Origin of the sequence: Streptomyces sp. NPDC088553, assembly GCF_044752965.1 — a bacterium.
GTDB lineage: Bacteria > Actinomycetota > Actinomycetes > Streptomycetales > Streptomycetaceae > Streptomyces.
This window is the reverse complement of record NZ_JBIVMG010000002.1, coordinates 92,854-111,613: the sequence shown is the minus strand read 5'-3', so window position 1 is coordinate 111,613 and position 18,760 is coordinate 92,854. Positions and strand designations below refer to the sequence as shown.

The 18,760-nt window shown below is 72.3% G+C and carries 12 protein-coding genes and 1 pseudogene; 4 read left to right on the top strand and 9 right to left on the bottom strand.

Going from position 1 to position 18,760, the window contains the following annotated elements:
* Positions 1–134 precede the first annotated feature (134 nt).
* Entirely contained in the window at positions 135–662 is a 528-nt protein-coding gene (locus ACIP8Z_RS05660) for a hypothetical protein (protein WP_402079149.1), read from the top strand.
* A gap of 417 nt (positions 663–1,079) precedes the next feature.
* On the opposite strand, the gene ACIP8Z_RS05655 is transcribed toward ACIP8Z_RS05660, so the two are convergent.
* From ACIP8Z_RS05655 to ACIP8Z_RS05640, 4 genes are all read right to left on the bottom strand, one after another.
* Entirely contained in the window at positions 1,080–2,309 is a 1,230-nt protein-coding gene (locus tag ACIP8Z_RS05655) for an aromatic acid exporter family protein (protein WP_402079147.1), read from the bottom strand.
* Between the two features lie 339 nt (positions 2,310–2,648).
* Positions 2,649–3,221: a GNAT family N-acetyltransferase gene (locus ACIP8Z_RS05650; RefSeq protein WP_402079144.1), complete on the bottom strand. Its 573-nt coding sequence runs from the start codon at positions 3,219–3,221 to the stop codon at positions 2,649–2,651.
* A complete protein-coding gene (locus tag ACIP8Z_RS05645; RefSeq protein WP_402079141.1) occupies positions 3,218–3,412 on the bottom strand; it encodes a hypothetical protein in 195 nt (64 codons plus the stop codon). The genes ACIP8Z_RS05650 and ACIP8Z_RS05645 overlap by 4 nt, the downstream gene beginning before the upstream one ends.
* A gap of 667 nt (positions 3,413–4,079) precedes the next feature.
* Positions 4,080–4,280 (bottom strand): ferredoxin, encoded by a 201-nt coding sequence (locus ACIP8Z_RS05640; protein ID WP_402080783.1) that lies wholly within the window; start codon positions 4,278–4,280, stop codon positions 4,080–4,082.
* Between the two features lie 42 nt (positions 4,281–4,322).
* Here ACIP8Z_RS05640 and ACIP8Z_RS05635 point away from each other — a divergent pair.
* Positions 4,323–4,712: pseudogene (locus ACIP8Z_RS05635) on the top strand (cytochrome P450); the annotation flags it as partial.
* Between the two features lie 612 nt (positions 4,713–5,324).
* A complete protein-coding gene (locus ACIP8Z_RS05630) occupies positions 5,325–7,064 on the top strand; it encodes a lysyl oxidase family protein (RefSeq protein WP_402079138.1) in 1,740 nt (579 codons plus the stop codon).
* Positions 7,065–7,343: 279 nt separating this feature from the next.
* Here the strand turns inward: ACIP8Z_RS05630 and ACIP8Z_RS05625 are convergent, their stop codons facing one another.
* The 5 genes from ACIP8Z_RS05625 to ACIP8Z_RS05605 all read right to left on the bottom strand — a co-directional run bounded on the left by ACIP8Z_RS05625 (position 7,344) and on the right by ACIP8Z_RS05605 (position 14,605).
* Complete coding sequence (locus ACIP8Z_RS05625; RefSeq protein ID WP_402079136.1) at positions 7,344–8,621, bottom strand: pentapeptide repeat-containing protein; 1,278 nt, start codon at positions 8,619–8,621, stop codon at positions 7,344–7,346.
* A 142-nt stretch (positions 8,622–8,763) separates the two neighbouring features.
* The gene (locus ACIP8Z_RS05620) at positions 8,764–12,576 is read right to left on the bottom strand and encodes a helix-turn-helix domain-containing protein (protein ID WP_402079133.1); all 3,813 of its coding nucleotides are present in this window, start codon (positions 12,574–12,576) and stop codon (positions 8,764–8,766) included.
* Positions 12,577–12,857: 281 nt separating this feature from the next.
* Positions 12,858–13,595: a class I SAM-dependent DNA methyltransferase gene (locus ACIP8Z_RS05615; RefSeq protein WP_402079132.1), complete on the bottom strand. Its 738-nt coding sequence runs from the start codon at positions 13,593–13,595 to the stop codon at positions 12,858–12,860.
* A 248-nt stretch (positions 13,596–13,843) separates the two neighbouring features.
* Positions 13,844–14,152 carry a hypothetical protein gene (locus tag ACIP8Z_RS05610; RefSeq protein WP_402079130.1) on the bottom strand — a complete coding sequence of 103 codons (309 nt, stop codon included), beginning with the start codon at positions 14,150–14,152 and terminating at the stop codon, positions 13,844–13,846.
* 285 nt (positions 14,153–14,437) lie between these two features.
* Complete coding sequence (locus ACIP8Z_RS05605; protein WP_402079127.1) at positions 14,438–14,605, bottom strand: hypothetical protein; 168 nt, start codon at positions 14,603–14,605, stop codon at positions 14,438–14,440.
* Between the two features lie 318 nt (positions 14,606–14,923).
* Here ACIP8Z_RS05605 and ACIP8Z_RS05600 point away from each other — a divergent pair, with 318 nt between their 5' ends.
* The gene (locus ACIP8Z_RS05600) at positions 14,924–18,724 is read left to right on the top strand and encodes a helix-turn-helix domain-containing protein (RefSeq protein ID WP_402079124.1); all 3,801 of its coding nucleotides are present in this window, start codon (positions 14,924–14,926) and stop codon (positions 18,722–18,724) included.
* The last annotated feature ends 36 nt before the right edge of the window (positions 18,725–18,760 follow it).

The following is an 18,760-nucleotide window of genomic DNA, read 5'->3' as shown; positions in this document are numbered from 1 at the left end:
GGTGAGGGTGGCGCGGACCCGTCAGGTCTGTCGTAGTTTTGTGCGGGGAGAATCAGGCGATTCGAATGTGACGAGTGAGACGACCGGAGGACTGAGTGGCTGCTCGGCAACCCCGTCATGAGGTGCCGGTGGCGGTGGCCACGGATGCCGGAATGCTCGTTCTGTGGGATCCGGAGCGTTTCGACGCCATCGTCGATGACGACAGCTGGGAGGACGAACTCCTGGAGGACGAGGACATCGTCCGTCATATCCGGGCGGGCGCTCTTGTTCCGCTCAATGTCGGCGGGGACGGCGTGTTCGGTGTTCTGGTCCGTTCGGGTACTGCGGCCGCGCCGGCCGGGTTGACCGAGCGGGAGACCGCCCACCAGCTGGTCGCTTCCCAGCCCTACCTCTTCGTCTCCAGCGGGCGCGCGCTCGTGGGTGGCATCGAAGACGTCGGCGGAGATGCCTCGGACGGCGTGGTCGAGCACCCCGTTTCCGAAGGCCGTCATGCCGTGGTCGTCCACTTGATCGACTGGCAGGCGGAAGCCGGCAGCCAGGACGAGGCCGGGCGTCCCGTTCCGGGAGCCCTGCCGGACTTCGTGGTGCTGATCAACCCTGCTCAGCCCGGGTGGGGAGCCTTCCGGACCGCGGTGCATACGTTCGAGGCACCGAACGGCTGATGTCGGCGGAGCCGGTTCAGAGCCCAGAGCGTCGACGCGTCCGCGAGCATCCGGCGGGCGACGCGTCCGGCCGGGGGGAGCGTGGACGCGGTGGCCGAGTCCACGCCGTCGGGGATGACGGCGAGGCGGTCCGCCGGTGCCGCCACGTGCTTCGGCACCCGCACCTCCCCGTGCCGCCGACGACATGGCGGCGTGCATGCGGATGGCCGGCTCGACCTTCGGACGCCCGGCAACGGCAGATCACGCGTCGAGCGCTCCTCACAGGACTGCGCACGCCCTCCCCCTGAGTACGGTCAGCCAGCCCTGCCCCTGAGTACGTTCAGCCCTCCCCATCGTCCTCGTCGTCCCGCCCGGCCGAGTTCCGTCGCACGGGGTGACCAGCGCGCGTACCCGGTCGGGCGTACCCCTCGCGGGTGGTCATCCGTCCGTGCGAGTGCGCCGGCGCGTGTCCCGTCGGTCGCGGAGGGCGAGGCGGCGCCTGCGGTCAGTGCGTTCACGGACCCGTCGGTCGAGTTCTTCCATCAGCCGCTGGCCGCGATGTTCGGGGTCGAGTTCGTCGAGGATCCGGTCGACCTCGGTGAGCAGTGCCCCGTACAGCTGCCAGCGGCCCGGGTCGGCGAGGGCGAGGGCGAGGAGCCGGTCGGCGGCGTGGTCTCTGCATGATCTGGCCGCTTGCAGCTCGCCCGCGAGCCGGGTCTCCGCGGCCTCGGCGTCCTTGCTGCCGGGCGCGGTGACGAGTACGGCGAAGCTGACGAGGGCGTCGGCGGTGTACTGGGCGGTCTCCCGGATGGCCAGGGCGGCAGGGTCGGGCAGCAGCTGGTGCCCGTTGCGGTGTTTGGCCAGGTCGGTGAGGGTGCGGGCGAGGACGCGCAGGACGACGGCGCAGATTTCCAGGGTGTCGAGGCCGGTACGCAGCACCACCCGGTGCAGGAGGCCTTCCTTGACGCGGGGGTTGAACCGCAGGCTGTCCTCGGCGGTCCTCAGGGCCCCGTCGACGTCGGCGACGTCGTTGTCGAGGCGGCGGGCTTCGTGGAGCCGGGTGGCCGCCTGCTCGACGGGGGGTGCGCCGGTGAACTCGTCCGCCACGTCCAGGAGCAGCAGCCGCATCCGCCGGGCCAGGTCCTCGATGGATTCGCCCGCGGTGTCGACCCAGACGGGTGGGGCGAGAAGCAGGTTGAAGAGCATGCCGACGACGGCGCCGATGAGGGTCTCCAGGACGCGGTCCCAGGCGGTGTCGGAGACCTGGGTGACGCCGAGGACGAGCATGGCGCTGATGGCGACCTCGGGGATGAACTCCTCGACCCTGACGAGCCGGCCGACGAGCAGCGAGGCGAGGATCACGAGGGCGAGACTCCACCAGGAGAGGCCGACGACGGCGCTGAACGCGATGGCGATGAGGACGCCGACGACGACGGAGGTCACGCGGCGCAGGCTGGTCGTCACGGTGGAGTAGAGCGTGACCTGCACGACGAGGAGGGCGGTGAGGGGTGCGGTGAGGGGGACCGGTTCCCTGCTGAGCTGGAGGGCGACGACGTAGCTGAGGGTGGCGGCCGCGGTGGACCGTACGGTCTGGACGGCGAAGGGGTCGCGCCGGACGCGCGCGAGCAGCCCCTCGCCCTTGTCGTGCCGTCGTTCGCCGCGTGCCACGCCCCACCTCGTCCCGTCGCCGCCGCACAAGTGACCTCTGGACAACCCGCCTGCCCGTACGGCCCCGGGCTCATGCGCGGGTACGCCCGGGCGGGGGAGGGATCACCCCCGCTTCGGGGACAGGACGCTCGGGAAGGGACGGCGTCGGTACCGGTGGCCGTGGCCGTGGCCGTTCCGGCAGCTTCAGCCGTCTGGTCCGTCTGGTCCGTCTGTCCGTCTGGCCAGTCTGCCGTCCGTGCCGTCTGTGTCTGGGGATCTTCTCTCGGCCGTCCCCGCTGTGTCGTGACCGCGTTCGCGCGCTGACCGCTGGTCTGCCGGCCGCGGAGGCCTCAGCGCGGATCAGCGTAGATCGAGTCGCATCACGACCCGGGGGAGGCCGGCCAGTACCGAAGTGGTGTCGGCGGCGTGAGTGAACCCGGCGCGTTCGAAGTTCTTCCGGATCCCGGCGTACGCCATCGTCAGGTCGACCCTGGCACCGCCGTTGTCGATCGGGTACGCCTCGATCGCCGGTGCGCCGTGAGTGCGGGCGAACTCGACCGCGCCGGCGATGAGGGCGTGCGAGATCCCTCTCTTGCGATGTCCGGGGCGTACGCGGATGCACCACAGCGACCACACCGCCAGGTCGTCCACGTGCGGGATCTTGCGGCTGTGCGCGAAGGAGGTGTCCGAGCGTGGCGCCACGGCGGCCCATCCGACCGGCTCGTCACCGTCGTAGGCGAGCACCCCCGGAGCAGGCGTCGACCGACACAGCTCGGCCACGTACTCGCCGCGGGCCGGCCCACGGAGTTCGTTGTTGAGCTTGGACGGGATCCGGTAGCTCAGGCACCAGCAGACGTTGGCCCCGGGTGACTTCGGACCGACCAGGGTACGGACATCCTCGAAGACGGAAGCAGGGCGAACCACGATGGTCATGACGCCACGATGTCACGGAGGGCGCCGTCCGGGTCCGTCTCGAACACCCCGAGCAGGACGAGCAGGCGCAGCAGCCGGTGCGCGATGTCGGGGTGCCCGCGAGCTCCCGGTCCGGTGACCCCGGCCCCGGGACCCTCCGAGCCCCCGCCCGCTCCCGCCGGATCAGCCGTGGCGCGCGCCCGCGTTCGCACACGGCGGTCGTGCCCGGCGCGAGCAGCCGTACGCCCTCGAACAGAGTGGCCCCGCCCAGTACGGCGCCGATGGTGAGGTACGCGTCGAGGCCGGGCGTCGACAGGGATGGCGGGTCCGGGAGCAGCGCGAGCAGCGCCGGGACCTCGGTGGAGAAAGACAGCACCTCGCGGGTGGTGCTCCAGTCGTAGTACAGCGGGACCGTGCCCGGGTCGTCGGCGGCGAGCACCAGGACCGGTGTCGTGCGCGTGTCGACGACGGCCGCCGCGTACGCGGCCCGCGGCTGCTCGGCGAAGGACGCCCGTACACCTCGAAGGCGGCCCGCAGCAGCGCGGCGGGGTGCCGTTCGGCGACCGGGCGGCCGTCGGCCTCGACGCGGCTCGGCAGCGGCAGCCGGGCCTCGACGGCGCCGGCGAGCACCGCCGCCGTGCCGTCGCGGCCGTCGACCCGGTCGCCGGCGAGCGCCCAGCCCCGGCCGCACAGCACTCGGGTGCCGGTCTCCCCGCACGGGCCGGGCGAACTGGCCCGCCGACGGTGCGGCTCCCCCTCCGGCGTTCGCGTCGACGGAGACCGAGGACGGGATACGGGCGCGCGGACGGCACAGGAGCCGAAGGGCGGGCCCACCGCCGCGTCACCGCCCGCCGCCTCGACCTGATCCGGCCGCACCGGTCACTCGATCGGTCCTCCCTCGACGAGAATGGACCGCACCGGGCAGGCCGCGGCGGCCTGGGCCAGCCTCTCGCGCTGCGCCTCGTCGGGGTCCGAGTCGTAGAGCAGCACCTCGTCGCCGTGCGTGGTGAAGACCTCGGGGGCGAGGAACGCGCACTGCGCGTACCCCTGACAGCGGTTGAGATCGACGGCAAGGCGCACCACGGGATCGGTCCTCTCCAATGGCCCGGTCGAGCCCCCTGCGCCGTCGAGGAACTGCTCCGCTTCGAGCCGCCGGTGCCACTGCTTCCGGGGCGCACCACCCTCGCCGACATCGAGGTCCGGGGCGTCACCGTCCCCAAGGGCTCCACCCTCTGGCTGGTCCTGGCGTCCGGCAACCGCGACCCGCAGCGGTTCGAGAACCCGGACCGCTTCGACCCGGACCGCCCGGACATCCAGCACCTCGGCCTGGGCAGCGGCACCCACGGCTGCTTCGGCGCACTGCTCGCCCGACTGGAGGCCCAACTCGCGCTGTCGGAGCCGGCACGGAGACTGGAGAACCCACGCCTGCTCGACGACCCGCCCCCGTGCCGCCAGAACGCCGTACTGCGCGGGCCGCGCCGTCTACGGATCGCCTGCGACGGGATCCGACCCTGGTACGACGGGGCGCGAGGTCCCGCCCTGCCGCGCCTCCCCCCTGCTGCGTCGCGCGCCGCACCGCCTCGTCCCGCCCGACCTCGCCGCCTCGGAAGGGAGGGCGTGCGGCCCGACCCGCGGGACCATCGGCCGACGGACCGGCCCGGAGCCGGACGGTGAAGGACCGGGACGTATCGATCATCTGTCCGGTCCTGGCTGCTCCTGTCCGACCGTGGCGCGATCTGTCGGGACGTCATGTGCGGCCTCCCGACTGTCTGTTCGGCTGGGTCCCCGTATCAGCCGCATCCACGCCGCCCCGGGTGATTCCCTGCCGCACCGGATCGCGACCGGTGTTTTCGGGCCACCCGAGATCTTCCCGACGTTTCCCGAAACCGGACCTCTTTCCCATGGTGAGATGCCGCTTCGGCAGCGGCGTCCGGCTTTCGTCGCGGGAGCGTCATCCGGCCAACATCGTGACGTTTCGTTTCTCCGGACAACCGGACGTCCCATGCCCTCCTCTCACAGCGCGGGTGCACCGAGCGCCCCACACCGCGTGAGCCCCGGGGTGGAGACCTCCCCCGGGCCGGCGGCCGATCTGCTTCCGCACCGCATCCGGAGGACGAGAGAACGATGAGTACGACGCGCACCAACCGGCTACGGCGGCCGCTGCTCGTGGGGACCACGGCGGTCGCCGCCATGGCGGTGACCCTCGGTTTCATGACCGCCGCGCCCGAGCGGGCGACGGCCGCCGCGGGGCCGACACTGAGCCTCGTCGCGGCGACCGGCTCGGTCACGCTCACCTCGTGGAAGGAGGAGCCCGGCGTCTACCTGGACCTCGGCACCTACCTCACCGCCGAGGGGCGGCCGCTGGAGCTGAAGGTGACCCGGAAGTCCTACAAGGATCCGGTGACGGTCACCCAGACCGTGTTCGAGGGCGGCAGGACCAAGGCGAAAACGCTGCCCCTGGGCACCGTGAAGGACTTCTCCGGACTTCCGGGCTTCGCCGAGATCACCGTCACGGACAAGAACGGCAAGGTGGTCGTCAGCCGCGCGGAGAACTTCTGCCCGAACAACGCCAGTGGACGGATCCGGCCCGACGCGCCCGCCACCTCGAAGTATCCGGAGAGCTGCCCCACCAACGCCTTCACCCTCGGCTCCGTGTGGGGCGTCGAGAAGGGGTGGGCCGCCAACACCTACGCCGGCTCCTACACCGCGCCCGTGCAACTCGCCGCGGGCGCGTACACGGCGAAGGTCAGGGTCGCCAAGAAGTACCGGGACCTCTTCGGCATCGCCGACAAGCCCGCCTCGGTGAAGCTCACCGTCGAGGAACGCAGCTGGGAGAACGGCCGGTCGGCCGCCGCCGGGGAACACGCCGGCCACGGCTCCGCGCATCAGGCCCCCTCCGCCCACGCCGGGCACGGAGCGGGACACGCCCCGACCCCCGCCCAGGCCGGCGCACCGCAGACCAGCGGCGCGGGCCCCTCGTACAACGTGGGCCACGGGCCGCTGAAGGCCGCGCCCCCGGCCCTGCCGTGGGCGCTGAAGGTGCGGCAGGCAGGGCGCGCCGGCGTCCAGGCCGCCGGTGACACCCCCGGGCAGACCGACGGCTCGCGCAGGGCCCCCGCCCTCGCTCCCCGGTCCGCGCGGCCCACCGGGACCCCCTCCGTCCCGAACGTTCCCAAGCCCGACCTGCGGTCCCTGCCGGCCTACGGCATCACCATCAGCGACGGCGGCCCCCAGGACATCCCCGGCAAGGACTACCTCGCCTTCAGCGCGAACGTCTGGAACGCCGGCCCGGCCCAGCTCGTCGTGGACGGCTTCCGCTCGCCCGGCAAGGCCAAGATGGACGCCTACCAGTACTTCTACGACGCCCAGGGCAAGCAGGTCGGCTACACGCCCACCGGCACCATGGAGTGGGACCCCCGCCCCGGCCACGTGCACTGGCACTTCACCGACTTCGCCAGCTACCGGCTGCTGAAGGCCGACAAGAAGGAAGCGGTACGCAGCGGCAAGGAGGCCTTCTGCCTCGCCAACACCGACGCCGTCGACTACACGGTGAAGAACGCCAACTGGCACCCGAACAACACCGACCTGTCCACCGCCTGCGGCCAGGAGAACTCGATCTCCGTCCGCGAGGTACTGGACGTCGGCTCCGGTGACACCTACACCCAGGACCTGCCGGGCCAGTCCTTCGACATCACGGACCTGCCCAACGGCACGTACTACATCCAGGTCCTCGCCAACCCGGCCAAGCGGCTGAAGGAGACCAATCTCGACAACAACAGCGCCCTGCGCAAGGTCGTCCTCGGCGGCACCCCCAACCGGCGGACCGTCACCGTCCCCGCCCACGACCTCGTGAACGCGAACTGACCACAGGGCGATCCCCGCAGCATCCACCGGGCCGGCCCCACCGAGCCGGCCCCACCGAGCCGGCCCCACCGGGCCGGCTCGGTCGTCATCCGGAGCAGGGTTCCGCTCCCCGGCATGGGCGAGCACCCCGAGTCCTCGCCGATGCCGGGCATCAGGCGGGGCTCGCCGACGGCCCCCCGCCCGCCTGTGAAGCAGTCGCCCGAGCAGAGGGGCGGGCGAATCGGGGCCGCCTGGACCCTCGGGCGTGGCTCGCCCGGCCACATCCGCCTGACATCCGCCCTAGCTCGGCAGACCGCGCGCCCCTTCCGTCCTGGCGCCGTCGAGCGTCACGCCCGTGAGCCGGGCGCCCCGCAGGTCCGCGTCCGTCAGGTCGGCTCCGTTCAAGATCGCCCCGGTCAGGTTGGCCTTGCGCAGGTCGGCGCCCCTGAGATCGGCTCCCGTGAGATTCGCGTCGGTGAGGTTCGCGCTCTCCGTGACGGTGCCTGAAATGATCCGCGCCTGGAGAGACGTGTCCAAGGTGCTGAACTTCGCACCGCGCAGGCGGGCGGTCACCAGGGACGCGCCCGTCAGGTCGGCATCGACCAGGACCGCCTCCGTCAGGTTCGCCCCGGACAGGTTCGCACCGGTGAGGTCCGCGTCCCAGAGCAGGGCGCGGGAAAGGTCGCTCGGATTCAGGCGCACGAGCGTGTCCGGTCGCCCCAGGAACGTCTCCCGCAGCACCGCGCCACTGAGATCCGCGCCGGCCAGGTTCGTGTCCACGACGTTCGCGCCGGACAGGTCCGCGAACGTCAGGTCGGCGTCCCGGAGGTCGGACCGCAGGAGTTGCGCCCCCGTCAGGTTGGCCTCGCCGGCGAAGGCGCTTCTCAGATCCACCCCCGACAGCGTGGCGTGACGCAGATCCGCCCCTTCGAGGTTCACGTACCCGAACGGGGCACGCTCGGCAGGGAGGGCGCCGCCCTCAGGGACCTTCGCGATGTCCTTGAAGCTCCAGGTGGAGAGGGACAGCCCCCGCAGGTCCGCCCGGCTCCAGTCGATCTGCGCGTCCCCGTCGTGGCCGGGAGAGCGGCGGGCCAGCACGTCCACCACGGCCACGACGTCCGTGGGCGGCCGGCGGTCGGCCGGCGGCTCCTGCCCCGGCTGCGGTTCCGCCGGCTCCTTCACGAAGCCGGTCGCGGGAACGCCCGCGTGACGCCGTACGTACGCGGAGAGGACGAGGACGATCCTGGGCTGGTCGCGCGGTGAGTCCTGCATGATGCGTTCCAGCGCGTAGATCCCACCGAAGCGCACGTCCAGCGACGGGGAACCGAGATTGGTGATCGCGTCGTTGAACCGGGCGGTGAGCTGGCCCTGCTCGGCGACCCGTACCTCCCGCCAGGTGAAGAGCAGCGCCACCAAGGCCGCCAGACCGGGCAGGACGGCCACCGCGAGCACGGGCCACTGCGACCGGCCACGGCCACCGGCATCGGGAGCGCCCGCACCGCGGCCGCGGCGCCTGCGCCGCACCTCGCGCAGGTACGCGCTCCGAGCCGGTCCTTCACCGCGCGTTCGTCCCGTCACCCGCCCATCGGAGTCGACCGGGCCCGGAACGGCCCGACGCCACACCGCCTGTGCACCCGATCGACGTATCCCGCCCGCGGCGCCCGCCACCCACCACCGCGACAAGGGCGTCCGGCCGCGCCGGGCGTGATCCCACGCGGGATCATCGGACCGCGCGGGCCGTCCGCGGGCAGCTCTCGCGGTACGGCACCTCGCCGATCTGGTCACGCCACTGGTTGCGGTCCAGGCCGCCGCCGAGCCGAGCGCACAGAGCCGCGGCCACGTCCTCAGGAGCGACGCGGTGCTCCCGTGGCGCGGTGTAGCGGCCCTGGGAGTGAAGCGTACGGCCGTCCGGCCCGAAGGCCAGGCGCGTGACCTCGTCCCCGGGGCTGAGGAGCGTGGTGCCCAGGGCCTTGCGGGATGCCACGTCCCACAGGCGGATGCGGCCCAGCTCGTCGCCGGTCGCGAGGGTGGAGCCGTCATGGGAGACGGCGAGCGCCGTGACGGGCGCGGGTTCCCCCGCCGCCGTGGGCAGGGCGTCGCTGAGCACTCCCAGCCGCTGGATCCGGCCGTTCGACAGCGTCACCCGGCCGACACCGTCGGCCAGCGCGAACAGGCCCCCGTCCCTGCTGAACGCCAGCGCCGAGCCGAGCTCCCGCTGCGATGTCGGTCGCCGGACCAGGCCCTCGGGCAGGGTCACCACAGTCCCGTCACCGAGGACGAGCAGCTTCCCGTCGGGCCTGATCGCCATGCTCGACGAGCCGCCGGGAAACTCCGTGATCCGTCGGCGGCGCGTGAGGTCCCACACGGCCGAGGAATCCCCGCCGAGGAGGGCGTAGACGACCGGAGTTCGCTCCTGCAGGACGGGCTCGACGGCCATGACCATTCTGGTTCCGGCGGGCAACGGGAGATCCGACAGCACCCGCCGGCCCCGGACGTCCCACACTCTGACCGACCTGCCTTCGGCATCCAGCAAGCCATAGGCGAAGAGGCTTCCGTCGTGGCTGAACGTGCCCCGGGCCGGATCGGTGAGGCCCTCCGGCCCCTGCGGCAGGCTCAACGGCGGCAGCCGTACTCCCGGGCCGGCCATGCCCCTGGTGAGGGAACGCTGCTCGAGGACGTACTCCGTGCCCTCCCTGCGCATGCTGATCGTGTGAGCGCCGTCGGGGCTGGTGTACACGGGGTCCGAGGGAAGCCGGGACCACGGGGTCCGCATCGCCTGACCGAGGTCGATGGTGGCCACGCTCAGGCTGCCGGCGCGGAGGTACCGGAGTTTCCCCTCCGCGGCGTCGAACCGGATGTCCGAGGGCATCTCATTGGGCAGCGGCAGAGAGAAGACCAGTGACGTTCCTCCGCGATCGGCGGTCCGCCAGAGCAGGACCGCGTCCTTGCGGAGCGCGGCGAGGAAGGTCCCGTCGGCGCTGAAGGACAGCTCGGTGACATCGCGTCCGGCGATCTCCGCGCTGGAGTTGTCGGCTCCGGGGTACAGGCCTATCAGCCGTATCCCGGTGGGGAGTTTCAGGGCCAGCTTCCGTCCGTCGGGACTGAGGGAGAGCGTCCCCCTCGGGCATTCGCCGCCATGAAGGCGCAGAAGGTCAGGGTCGGGGGCCGTGACGGTCCTGCGCCGGGCCACGTCCCAGATCTCGACGACGCCGCCGGGCGCGCAGAGGGCGAGGCGCCGCCCGTCCGCGCTGAGGGCGACATCGAAGCCGTCCTCGGCCGCGTCGGCGGCCAGCACCAGTCTTCTGGTGGAGACGTCCCACACTTCCGCCCGGCCCTCCACAGCCGCTGCCAGCAGCCGGCTGCCACCGCCCCACGACGTGCTGGTCACCGCCGACTTGTTCTCCCGCACGATCGTGTGGCGGGTACCGGCCGCGATGTCCCACAAGCGGATCTCCACCGGCTTGAAGGGCTGCTCGTCGATGCGTCCGCCGTGTGTCGTCGCGACGGCCCACCGTCCGTCCGGACTGGGCCTCAGCCGCCCGCTGGGGTCCAGCCTTTCCACGTCACGTGACGTGATCGACGCGAGCGGCTTGGGTGCGCCGTCGATCGCGTGCCTGGCGGTACGGCGCCTCGTGCGCAGGTCCCACTGCTCCACCGCGCCTTCCTCGTGCAGGATGAGGGTGGTGCCGTCCGGTCCGAGCCACCCGCTCTTCCGCTGTGCGTCACCCGTGGCCACCTGGATGTCGGGCTCGGCCCGGTTGGTGTGGGCCGCGTACAGGGCTGCCTTCGTCTCCGGTGTACGGGCCATGCTCCATGCCGCGAGACCCAGTCGGGCGGCGTGGTCCGGGTCGGTGGACCGGAGGCTGTCCGCGACGGCGGCCGTGCGCAGGGCCTCGGTCAGGAGCCGGCGTTCCTTGTCCGAACGGCTCTGTTGCCATGCGACGGTCCCGGCGAGAAAGGCCACCACCGCGAGCAGGGACATCGTCGCCCGAGCCAGCCGCCTGCGGCGTACGGTACGGCGATGGGTGGCGGACCCGGCTGCCAGGAAGTCGGCTTCGAGGGGGGTGAGTTCGCTCCCGCCGCCTTTCGCCATCGTCAGGGGGTCACGCAACTGGGCGAGGCGTACGGGCGAGATCCGCACCCCGGGGTCCCGGCCGACGGACTCCCACGCGGCGGCGGCCTCGGTCAGCCAGCGGTGCAGGCGAAGTTTCTCGCGGTCGGCCTCGATCCAGCCGTGCAGCCGCGGCCAAGCGGTGATCAGTGTCTCGTGTGCGAGGTCGACGCTGTCCTCGCCAAGGGTGATCAGCCGGGCACGGGCCAGGATCTCCAGGACCGCGTGGGTCTGACGGCCGTCCCCGATGGCCTCGAGCTCGGCCCGGATGGTGGGCCGGCGGGTGTCGGGGGCGCCGTCGCCAGGGGTGATCAGCCGCAGCATCACCTGCCGGGCGGTCTCGGCCTGGTCCGCGTCCATGCCGTCGTACGCCGCTTCCGCGCTCTGGGCGATGGCCCCGCGTATGCCGCCCGTCCGCTCGTAGGCCCCCAGGGTGAGGGTACGGCCCCGGCGCCCGCGCCAGGTCTCCAGCAGGGCGTGGGACAGCATCGGCAGCCCGCAGGTCAGGGCCGAGACCTCTTCGACGAGGGTTTCGGTCAGCGCGCGTTCGACGACGAGGCCGTGGGCGGTGGCCGGCTTGGTGATCGCCTGGCGGAGTTCCGCCTGCGTCATCCGGCCGACGGGCAGACTCGCGTCCCGGACCGACGCCGCCAGGCCCGAGTGATCGAGGCAGCGGGCGTAGAAGTCCGCCCGGACCGCCAGCACCACGCGCAGGCCCCCGGCCGGGCTCCCGGCTTCGAGGAGCGCGTCGATGAACCGGGCGCGCTCCGCCTCGTCGTGACAGAGTGTGAAGACCTCTTCGAACTGATCGACCACGAGCCAGGTGTCGCCGTTCCCGGCGGCCGGGACGAGTGCGGAGCCGTGAGTGTCCAGCGGGTGCTCGCCCGGGGTGAGGACGCGGACCACGGCAGGGCACGGCAGCCCGTGCGAACCGGCGTCCCGCAGCCGGGGAATGAGTCCCGCGCGCAGCAAGGAGGACTTCCCGCTGCCGGAGGCACCGAAGACCGTGACGACCCGGTGCTCGGCCGTGAGGCCGGCGAGGTCCTCGACCAGCTGGTCGCGGCCGAAGAAGAGCGCGTGGTCACCCGCCTCGAAGCGGGCCAGGCCCCGATAGGGAGGCCGCTCGTCGGACCGGTTCCGAACCTGGGCGGCGGCCAGCTCCTCGGACACCTGCCGCCAGCGTGCCTCCCACTCCTGGGGGTCGCCCCCGCACACCCTCACGTAGGCCAGCACCACGGGCAGCGTCGGCAGCTGTTCCCCACTGGCCGCACGGGACAGTGTGGCGACCGAGTAGGGGCTGCGGCGCGCCATCACACCGTAGGTGGGCCCGCCGGCCTCCTGCCGGAGCCGGCGCAACGCGAACGCGAAGCCGGCCACCGGTCCCGACGCGGCGTCCAGCGGCTTCTCCTGACGTCCCACCATGCCCCCCGTACCTCCCGCGGACCGTCCGATCAAGGTCAGCCCACCACCGGACGCCGGCGCACGACAAGCCCCAATCCCGCCTCTCCTCCCGCGGCCTTCGTCCGCTGCCCCGCCACTCCGGAACGTGGGCCCGCTCCACGTCGACTGCCCGCCCCAGGACGGCCGGCACGCCACGCACCAGCGGTTCCGTCTCGACAGCTGCGGGAGCACGCGCAGGACTGCCCCCCCAACGCTCAGGTTCACGACAGGCGCGAAGTACGTGGATGGCCCGGTGGCCGACCTCAGCTCGGTTTGCGCCACACGGAGATGTGCTTCGCAGAGTCCTGGGTGAACGGCGCCCCGTCCCAGTCCGCGGCGCGACGTTCCAGTTCGAGGCCGGCGATACGTGCCATCAGGTCGAGCTCCGCCGGCCAGGCGTAGCGGTGTCGGGAGTTGTCGCGGCGGTAGCGGCCGTCGGCGTCGCGGGTGAAGTGGTGCGAGACGAGAACCTGCTCGACGAGGTCGAAGGTGTCGAAGCCGAGGTGCCGTTCAGAGACGTCGAACGGCACCGCGACCTGGCTGGGCGGCAGGAGCCGCAGCGGCGGCACGCCCAGCTCGATGACGAATCGGCCGCCGGGCGCCAGATGACGCGCGGCGTTGCGGAAGCACTCGACCTGCTCGTCCTGAGTGAGCAGGTTCGTGATCGTGTTGTAGACGAGATAGACCAGGGCGAACTCGCCCGGGACGACGGTGGTGGCCATGTCCCCGATGACCACCGGCAGCGTGTCCGCGTCGACCTTGCGCCGCAGCACCACTGCCATGTGCTCCGACAGCTCGATGCCCACCACCGGCACACCGCGCTCCCGGAGCGGGACGCCGACTCGCCCGGTCCCGATGGCGAACTCCAGTGCCCGGCCGTCTCCGGCGAGCTCGGCGAGGAAGGCGAGAGTCGGTCCGAGAGCGGCGATCGAGGACGTCTCGGCCTCCTCGGCGTCGTAGCGTTCGGCGGTCGCACGGGTCCACAGCTCACTGCTCGTCACGGGCGGCCACTTTGCCGGGTGCGGAGGACGCTGTCGACGCATTTCTGGCACGTCGAGTACGGGAGCCGATGCCGTACGCCTTCGCGCGGGACCCCGCCGAGCCCTCTCACCAGGAACGTCCGCAGGGCCCCGTTGAGACGGCGTACACGATCAGCAGCGCCAGTGGGAGCGACTGGCCCGCGCGGCCCGGGCGCTGCTTGCTGGAGGCCGCCCACGCCCGAAACCGCGCGGAAGATGACGCGACGGGCTCAGTACCGGACGAGCAGGCGCAGGTAGGCCTTCCAGGCCGAGTGCGGGATGCAGTAGTAGTCGAGGGCCACGCCGGACCGCAGGTAGTAGATGCCGTAGGCGTGGCAGAACAGGAGGTTCGTGTCAGCGGCCCAGATCCACCGGTATCGGGCGGCGGCCGGTGCCACAGCCAAGCCCGCCGTGGGACTCGTGACCGCGGCCTTCACGGCGGACGGGGCCGCCGCGGCGTGGGCGGTGCCACCGAGGCCAAGGGTCACTGCGACCGTGAGGGCGGCGGCGGTGGCCGCGGCGCGGAGGGTGTGTCTCATCGGATTTCCTCTCGTGTGACGTTCCGTGTGACGTTGCGTATGGCGTTCTCCGGACGTGCCGCCCGCTCGCCGAGAGCGGTCACCGGACGTCCTCTCCGGGGACACGGCCAGCAGGTGATGGCGGGGGACGGGAGGAGAATCGGCGGCACCCCCGTGGCCGCCGTCGCACCCTCGCCGTCCCTCACACACGGTGCGGGCCTGCCGCCCCGTCAGCTCACGGCCCGATCTCAGGTCCGACTCGTGCCGGCTGTGATCGAGGCCCGCCGACGTGACGGCGCCGGACGTCTACCAGGTGGGGCCGGAGTGCGGCTGCTCCGCGCGCCGGCGGGCCTCCTCCTCGGCGATACGGGCCTGGCGGTCGGCTTCCTGTCGGGCCTGGAACTCGGCGTGCTCGCGCTCGGCGCGCTGCCGGCATTCCTCGATGAAGCGGAGTTCGTCGTCGCTCAGAGGCATGAGGTTCTCTCCTGTCCACGGTTCTCTCGATGGGATCTTCGCGATGGATCCGGGGCGACCCGGGCCCGCCCGTCCAGGCGGCCCGGCCGGTGCGGATGGGCCGGTGAAGGCCCGACGCCCCGCCCCGCACCACGAGTTTTGGCTTGCGGGACGTTGTTGCGCAGCCCCGTTCCGGCGATGAATCAATCCCGTCCGCCGGCCCGTACGACGTGAAAGCGCCTTGTCGAGCCCACCGCGGTGGCGGTTGAGTGCGTGAGCGGCAGGGGAGAGCAGGACGGGGGAGTGGGGCGACGGTTGCCCCAGGAGAGGGGCGGGGGAGTGGGGCGTCCGGAGAAGCCGCTGGATCTCGGTGAGGGACCAGCGGCGCGGCTCGCCCATGAGCTGCGCCGGTTGCGGCAGGAAGCGGGAGGTCCCACGTACGCGGCGATGGCCCGTCGGGCCGGGTACTCGGCGGCGACCCTGTCACGGGCCGCCGCGGGCGAGCAGATGCCGTCTCTTCCGGTCGTACGGGCGTACGCGACGGCCTGCGCCGCGGATCCCGACGTCTGGGAGACGCGCTGGCACGCAGCCCGCGAGGAGCTGGCCGCACGCGAGCAGGAGGCGGGCGAAAGCCCTGCGCCGTACCGAGGGTTGGCCCGGTTCGAGCCCGGCGACGAGGAGCTGTTCTTCGGGCGCGACGAGCTGAGCACCGATCTGTACGCGCTGGCCCACGAGCACCGGGTGGTCGTCCTGCTCGGCCCTTCGGGGAGCGGCAAGTCGTCCCTGCTGCGCGCCGGGCTGGTCCCACGGCTCCGTGGCCCGGTGCGACCCGAGTGCGCCCGGCCGCGTCCGGCGGCGGTCCGGGTACTGACCCCCGGAGCGGGCCCGCCGGCCCGGCACGCGGCCGCGTTCGTCCCCGCGGACAGCGACGGAGACACCTGGGTGATCGTCGACCAGTTCGAGGAGATCTTCACCCTGTGCGCTGACCCCGGCGAGCGGACGGCCTTCGTCGAGATGCTGCTCGGCGCGCGTGAGCCCGGGAGCCGGCTGCGGGTCGTGCTGGGCGTGCGGGCCGACTTCTACGCCCGGTGCCTGGAGCACCCCGAACTGGCGGCCGTGATCCGCGACGCCGCTCTCCCTGTCGGTCCGATGAGCGAGACGGAGCTCCGGCAGGTGATCACCAGGCCGGCCACCGCACACGGCCTGGTCGTCGAACGGACGCTGACAGCCCGTCTCCTTGAGGATGTCGGGGCGCGGCAGCACGCGCTGCCGTTGCTGTCCCACGTCTTGCTGGAGACATGGCGGCGACGCCACGGGCCCGTGCTCACCCTCGCGGCGTACGAACAGGCCGGCGGGCTCCAGGGAGCCGTGGCCCAGACCGCGGAGGCCATGTACGGGCTGCTGGACGACGACCGGCGACGGATCGCTCGTGGGATGTTCCTCCGCTTGGTCACACCGGGGGAGGGCGTCCCGGACACCCGGCGTCCGGCCCCGCGGTCCGAGATCGAGGACATGGGCCCGGCGGCGGGGGAGGTGCTCGACCATCTCGGCCGGACCCGGCTGGTCACGCTCGACCACGAACGCGTCGACCTGGCGCACGAGGCACTGATCGGAGGTTGGCCGCGGCTCGCGAGATGGATCGAGGAGGACCGCGACCGGCTCCGGCTGCACCGCCGCCTCACCGAGGCCGCCGAGGCGTGGCAGGAATCGGGACGCGAGAGGGGGGCGCTGCTGCGCGGTGCACGGCTGACCGCCGCGGCCCAGGCCTTCGAGCCGGCAGAGCATCAGCACACCCTGACCGGTGCCGAGAGCGAATTCCTGGCCCGGAGCACCGCTGCCCGTCGCCGACAGGGCCGGATCCGGCGTGCGACGATCGGCACGCTCAGCCTGCTCATGGTCCTCTCCGTCCTGGGAACGGCGATCGCCGTCCAGCAGACCCGCGCCAAGGACGAGCAGCGGACACAGAACGCGGCCCGCCGCACGGTGACGGTGGCCGACAGCCTGCGGACCACCGATCCCGTGCTGGCGGGGCGGCTCAGCATCGCGGCATGGCGGCTCGCCCGGGCACCGGAGACGCGCTCCGCACTGGTCGCTGCCCTGGGACAGGCGGTCGAGCCGGACTTCACCCCGCTGTCGCACAACTCCGAGACGTCGCACGCGTCGTTGAGCCCTGACGGCTCCACGCTGCGCGTCCAGCAGGGTGAACGGGTCCAGGAATGGAACGTCGCCACGCGCACGAAGAAGGACCCGTACACCCTCCGGGGCGCGCCGACCGTGTACGGCACGGACGACCCACGGGTGGACGATTCGCTCGGCGCCCATCCAGGACTGGCCGCGTGGAGCCCGGACGGCAGGAGGGCGGCGGACCAGTCCACCGACGGCAGCGCGATCGTGGTGTGGGACGTGCCGACAGGGGTGCGCCACCTGTTGCCCCTCCGCGACGGCGACGCCGTGTTCCAGATCGCCCTGGGGAACGGCGCCAACCGGACGGCCATCTCGACGGACACGCGCGTCGAGGTCTGGGACCTGCCCACCCGGAAGCGACTTCTCGTGCTGCCCGGGCCCACGCCCCCGAGCGCCGTCGCCATGAGCCGCGACGGCACCCTGTTCGCCCGGTGCGGACCCACGGGCCGGATCGAGCTCCGAAGCTTGCCCGGCGGGAACGTGCGACCTCTGAAGGCCTTCGGCATCCCGACCGAGGTGCAGCAGCAGCGTTCCTGCCGACCTGGCACCCTCCAGTTCAGCCCGGACGGCAGAACCCTGTCCGTGCTCAGAGAACAAGAAGTGGAACGGATCGACACCGTCACCGGTGCCCGCCTGGAACCGCTCCACCAGGGCGGGCTCACCGAGGTGTCCTTCAGCCCGGATTCGGCGTTCCTGGCCGGTCTGACCAACGACAGGCTGCTGCTGTGGCGCAACCTCCGTCAGTCCACGGACGCACCCGATGTGTTCGACGAGTACGACGGCAATCCCGTACTGAGCGTCCCTCTTCCGCAGGAGAAGCCCTACCACGTACGCGTGGACACCCGCGCGGGCCTCATCCGCTACCTCGGCGCGACGGGACGGACCGTGCGGACGCTGAACGCTCGCGCGGTCCTCACCGGCGAGTGGAACGACGACAACGACGACCCCGTCCGGTTCGGCCCCGACGGGGGCGTCATGGCCGTGGCCAGGGCCACGGCGGACGAACTCTCCTTCGAACTCCGCGAGACACGGGGCGGCCGGCTGCTCGGCACCACACCGGGGGTGCGGTTCCGGCGTGGTGCCGACGTCCGGGCCGTGGCGTCGTTCAGCCCCGACGGAAGGTTCTTCGCCTTCACCGCCGCTGCCGCCGCTTCCGGTCGGGAGAACGGGATGGGCGTCGCTTCGACCCACGTTCGGGTCTGGGACGTACGAGCCGCACGTCCGGCGGCGGACGTCCCGCTGACCGCCGGCCAGGACCCGCCCGACGCGCTCGGCATGACGACCGTCGGCAGCGCACCGGTCGTGTACGGCCTGGTCTCCGGCTCAGTGTGGGACCTCACCCACGCCAAGCCCCTCACCCGCTTCACCCAAGGGTCACCCGCGACCCGCCTGGCGATCCACCCACGGCTTCCGCTCATGACGCTCAACGACGGAACCGTGCTGGAACTGCCCCGGGGCCGGGTCGTGCGCGAACGGACGGAGAGAGACTTCGGCAACGCCATGACGTACAGCCGGAGCGGCGATCTGCTCGCCGTGGCCGACGGATCGGGGCGCATCCTGCTCTACGACGGGGAGATGAGACGGCCCCGCGGCGTCCTGAGCGAAGGGACGTCCGACGGCCCCGACGGCAGCCCCCTGCCCGTCACGGCTCTCGCGTTCTCGCAGGACGGCCGCACCCTCGCGGCCGGCAACCGGTCCGGCCGCGTCCAGCTCTGGGACATCCCCTCCCGTACGGTGATCGGCGCACCCCTGCCCACGGCCGGCGACCGGGTTCGCGCCCTGGCCGTATCGCCGGACGGCCGGTCCTTGTACGCCCAGGGAGCGCACACCCCCCTCCGTACCCACGCGCTCGACCCGGAACGGCTCGTGACCGACCTCTGCACCCGCTTCGGCCCGCTCGCACCCGACGAGTGGAGGACCTACATCCCGGACGTGCCGTACCGGTCGATCTGCTGAGGTACCTCCGCCGGGTCGAACCTTCACCTCTTGTAC

Bases quoted from the DNA above. Each gene is read 5' to 3' on its own strand.
- ACIP8Z_RS05650 (WP_402079144.1), bottom strand. From the start codon at position 3,221: ATGACCATCGTGGTTCGCCCTGCTTCCGTCTTCGAGGATGTCCGTACC.
- ACIP8Z_RS05620 (WP_402079133.1), bottom strand. From the start codon at position 12,576: ATGGTGGGACGTCAGGAGAAGCCGCTGGACGCCGCGTCGGGACCGGTG.
- ACIP8Z_RS05605 (WP_402079127.1), bottom strand. From the start codon at position 14,605: ATGCCTCTGAGCGACGACGAACTCCGCTTCATCGAGGAATGCCGGCAG.
- ACIP8Z_RS05610 (WP_402079130.1), bottom strand. From the start codon at position 14,152: ATGAGACACACCCTCCGCGCCGCGGCCACCGCCGCCGCCCTCACGGTC.
- ACIP8Z_RS05630 (WP_402079138.1), top strand. From the start codon at position 5,325: ATGAGTACGACGCGCACCAACCGGCTACGGCGGCCGCTGCTCGTGGGG.